General features: G+C 47.4%; 2 protein-coding genes. Both read right to left on the bottom strand.

What is annotated here, in order from left to right:
* Positions 1 to 27 precede the first annotated feature (27 nt).
* Entirely contained in the window at positions 28 to 3,201 is a 3,174-nt protein-coding gene (locus tag IQ229_RS13040; protein ID WP_194044293.1) for an efflux RND transporter permease subunit, read from the bottom strand.
* A 286-nt stretch (positions 3,202 to 3,487) separates the two neighbouring features.
* On the bottom strand, positions 3,488 to 4,837 hold the full coding sequence (locus IQ229_RS13035) for an efflux RND transporter periplasmic adaptor subunit (RefSeq protein WP_194044292.1): 1,350 nt from the start codon (positions 4,835 to 4,837) through the stop codon (positions 3,488 to 3,490).
* Positions 4,838 to 4,907: the final 70 nt, after the last annotated feature.

The raw sequence follows: 4,907 nt of genomic DNA, 5'->3' as shown, positions 1-4,907 counted from the left end.
GCGGTACTAGTGCCAAAGGCCAATACCCTAATTAGTAGCTAGTTTGTCCGGCTTTTTTGCAACTGGCGATCGCGGCGATTTCCGTCCAGAAAGATCGTACAGTAAACCCATAAGTGCAGGTACAACAGTGGGAGTCAAAATAGTCGAAAAAGCCAGACCACCTGTTAAGACAATGCCTAACCCCTGATATAACTCTGAACCCTGACCTGGTAGAACTGCTAGCGGTAACATCCCTAAAACACTAGTTCCAGCAGACATGAAAATCGCCCGTAAGCGATCGCTTGTCGCATTATATAAGGATGCATCATAATCCTCACCTGCTTGCTGGAGTTGCAAGGCGCGATCGACCAGTAGAATAGCGTTGTTAACAACTACACCTGTGAGGATCACAAATCCCAAGGCTGTAATCATATCCAGTGCCACATTCATTCCTGGAATCATGTTGGCAATTACTAGGCTCAATAGTGCGCCACTCATACCCATCGGCACTGTTGCCATAATCACTACTGGGTAAAGGAATGAGCGATACAACGCCACCAGTAACAAGTAAGTAATCAAAATCGAAAATGCAAATGCAGCAGCTAATTGCCCAACAGTTGTTGCTAATTGATCCGCTGAACCTGCCAGTTCTAGCCGATAGCCTGTTGGTAAACTAGCACGCAAAGGATTCAGAATTTCTTCTTCGGTACGTTCTACCAGCGTAGCAAGGGGAGCATCGGGTGCAAGGGAGACAGTGAGGCTAATTGAGCGCTCTAAATCAACGTGGTTAATGGCATCGGCTCCTGTTGTTTCGCGGACTTCGGCAACATCGCCTAGTTGTACTTGTCGTCCTTGTGTATATAGAGGCAATTGGCGCAGTTGTTCTGGCGTTTCCACGGCAGTATTTTGTAATTCCACCGAGACATCTAATTCTTCTTTGCCATCAATGTAATCGGAAGCAACTCGACCACCCAATGCTGCTTCTACCATCGAACCAATTTCTGCTTCCGAAAGTCCTACTTCGGCGATGCGTTCGCGGTTGGGAATCACTTGCAATTCTCCTGCACCCAAGACAAAGTTTGAGCGCACATTCTGAACCCCTGCAAGCGATCGCAATTTGCCGGTAATTTGCTTTTCTAAGTCACCAATCTGATTTAAATCAGCCCCAACAATATCTACTTCAAATTCTTTACCCGGATCGCGGAATATAGAAATCCGGGTTGGGATTATAAAGCGGTATCCAGCAAAGTTACTACTTTGGGCGCGTAACCGATCCACCATATCAGCGAGTCCCGTAGTGGTGGCAAATTCTGGTTTTAAGATAGTTGCAATACCGCGCAGTGCGCCTGGACGGTCAACATACATGATGCGCTCAACTTCTGGTTGCGATCGCAGAAATTTTTGTATAGGTTCAGATTGCCGAATCGCTTCCGGTATACTGGTTCCAGGCAACGGTTCCGCCCGCAATACAACTAAGTTACGATTTCCTTCGGGGAGATAGTCGGCAGGTGGTAAGAGAAAAATACTAGCTACTAATAAAACAATCGGAATCGACAGCACAATTAACCTGCGACGAATATGCTTACGTCCCAGTGACCAACTAACAGTAGCGACGAGAAAGTTTTCCAGTTTGGTTTGGAAATGACGAAACACCGCAGAGGTTTTGGCCACCATGCGCTCAAACCAATTACCGCCCCGATATTCACCACCCTCCATCATTTGCATGGCTTCTGATTGTTTGAGGAACAATCCTGATAGCATTGGGACTAAAGTTAATGCCGCAAACAGCGAGAATAGAGAAGAGGCAGAAAGAGCGATCGCCATATCGGTGTAGAGTTGCCCGGCTTCACCCGTCACCATTAACAAGGGTAAAAATACCACTACGTTGGTTAAGGTGGAACCAAGCATTGCACCCCAAACTTCCTGAGTCCCTTCAATCGCTGCCCGCATCGCACTTTTACCTTGCTGCATGTGGGTGAAGACATTTTCAATTACGACGATCGCATTATCCACGACCATACCCACTGCAAACGCTAATCCCGCCAAACTGATGATGTTTAATGTGCGTCCAAATGCAGACATGACAATAAACACCATAATCAGTGTAATTGGAATTGTAATTGCCACCACTGCAACGGTACGCATGGAGCCAAGGAACAGAATCAAGACGATGGTTGCTAACAGCGCCCCACTAACTAAGTTGCCTTGGACAAATTCGATAGATTGATTAATGTACTGACTCTCGTCATAGTTATAAACAAAGCGAATACCTTGGTTTTGTCGGTCAAACTCAGTTTGCAGTGCCGCAATTTCCGCCCGGATGCCTTTAGCAACCTCCGGCACATTTGCCCCAATTTGCCGAATTACACCGACTGCTGTCCCAGGTTTGCCGTTGAATACCAACGCCCCATCTTGGGGTTTGCGTCCCATCTGGACTATTGCCACATCTCGCAAGTAAACAGTGCCCGATTGATTGCGTCGCAACACAAAGCCTTCAAGTTCCGATAAGTCTTGTGATCGGCTGGTTGTGCGGACTCGATATTCCCGTCGTCCGAGAATTAATGGCCCACCCCGAATATCGCGGTTGTTTTGTTGAAGGACTCGGACTACATCGCCAATTCCCAGGTTGCGATCGCTTAATGCTTTCGGATCAACCTTCACCTCGACTTCTCGTTCTTGTCCACCCACTAACAAAAACTGCCCAGTTCCCTCGACTCGCCGCAAACGGGGAATTACCACTTCTTCTGCTAAATCCCGATAACGGTCTGCATCCGGTTTAAATCCTTCTTTGGTATCAAACGGAATCCACATCATCGGTGAACTGTTACCACCCACCAGTTCCACACTCGATTCTTGCGCTTCTGGTGGCAAGCTTTCCACCTGCTGCAAGCGGTTGAGAACATCTACCATCCGCTCTTTGGCGTTGGCATCCTGAGCAAATTCCAAGGTGATGCTGCTACGTCCAGCACGAGAAGTACTGGTGATTTCTTGGACACCTAGCACCTCTTCCATCTGTTCTTCGATGGGGCGGGTAATCAGGTCTTCTACTTCTGTTGGCCCTGCACCGGGATAGGTAGTTGTGATCGTAATTTCCGGGCGATCGCCCCCTGGTTGCAATTCTAGGGGTAACTTTAGTAGGGAGAACACCCCGAACATTGCCAGCAAGCAAAACAAAACAAAAGTTCCATGTCGCCAACGAACGGCGGTTTCAATAAAATTCATATTAATTCGTAATTCAGAAAGTCATATTTAAACTGGGTTTGCAGTATTTTGAAGAAGGAAAGGTTAAAGGAGAAAGAGACGATTCTTCCTCTTTAACCGACTTCTTTCTGCAAGAAGTCTATGGAAGTGTGGTGCAACCTATGTTACGCCGTGTGCGACTTTCTCTCAGACCTAACCCCCAACCCCTTCCCTACAAGGGAAGGGGAGCAAGAATCAAAGCCTCTCTCCGTTTCGGGGAGAGGTTTGGAGAGGGGTTTCAAGAATAAGTCACACATCGGGTTATGTTTTAATTTGGATTAACTATCTTTACAGGCGCACCATCTTGCAATCCATCACCGCCACGTAGCACAATGCGCTGACCAGTGCGTAAAGTGGGATGATAAATTGCGACATTTTTACCCATGTCAGAAACCATCTCGACTGGAATTTGTTTAGCTTTGCCGTCAGCAACTGCAAAAACTAGCCACTCGTTTTGCCTTCTGGTTAATGCATCTCGTGATATCACAAAGCTAGAGCGGTTCGAGGGCATATTTAGATTGCCTGCGATCGCCATTCCTGGTATTAATCCTGATGGTGGTTTGTTAATTTGGACACGCACACGTTGACGACGAGAAGCAGTTTCAGCAGAAGGGACTACAGCGGTGATGGTGGCGCGTTGCTTCCATTGCGGTAGGGCGCGAGTTGTGAGATCGATTGTCATCCCTGGGGTAACTTTACTACTGAGTTCTTCGGGTAACTCTAGGAAAATATCGAAGCGATCGCCTGCTACTAAGGTGACAATTTCACCAGAGGTTTGGACTAAATCACCATTGCTGATATGACGAGTCTGCACTATTCCCGATTCTGATGCCAGAATCCGAGTTCGCTGTTTTGCTAATTCTGCTTGAGCTAAGGTGGCTTTAGCTGCTTCTACATTTGCCCGTTGGGCGGCAATTTCTTCCTGAATCGGTCCAGCTTTCGCTTCAGCAAGTTCTGCTTCGGCTTCTAACCGTTCTCCTTGGATGTTATTCAATTGTGCTTGGGCTTCCACTAACAATCTTTGAGATAAAGCACCCTCTTTAACAAGATCGCTAGTCCGTTTCAGGTTATCCTGTGCTTCCAGTTCTCGCGCCTTCGCAGATGTGACAGCAGCTTGACGTTGAGCAATGATTTCAGGACGAGTGCCAACTTCCAAACGTGCCAGATTGCTCCGTTGTTGTGCGAGTTGCGCTCGTGCTTGGCTAATTGCCAATTGCTGATCGGTATCGTCGAGTAAAGCGATCGCCATTCCTACTTTGACGCGATCGCCTGGTTGCACTGAAATTTGCTTGACAATTCCGCCAGTTTGAGCGCGGATTGTTGACTGCTGAGTTGCTTCTACTTGTCCCAATAACTGGACACTTCTTGTAGCACTTCCAGTTGCCAGGGAGATTGTTTCAATTGGCTTTGGAGGTGGCGGCCCTTGTTGTGCAACAGAGGAGCGTGGTGCGCCACCAGGAGCTAGCATCCGCCAGATGATAATGCCACCGGTTGCCAGAAATAGAATCAGCAATCTCCAGAACCAAGGTTTACCCGAACGAGTTGGTGCTAACTCAGAAGGCACAGAACTATCTGATTGGGTTTCAACCGTTGAAACTTGATTTTCAGAAGTATCCATAGCGATTAACGGTGAGCTACTGAGGGTTAAGAACTAACTATTAACCGTTGAAAGTGAACAATGAATAGTC

The sequence above is a fragment of the Nostoc cf. edaphicum LEGE 07299 genome (assembly GCF_015207245.1).
GTDB lineage: Bacteria > Cyanobacteriota > Cyanobacteriia > Cyanobacteriales > Nostocaceae > Nostoc > Nostoc edaphicum_B.
This window is presented reverse-complemented; position numbering and strand designations above follow the sequence as displayed.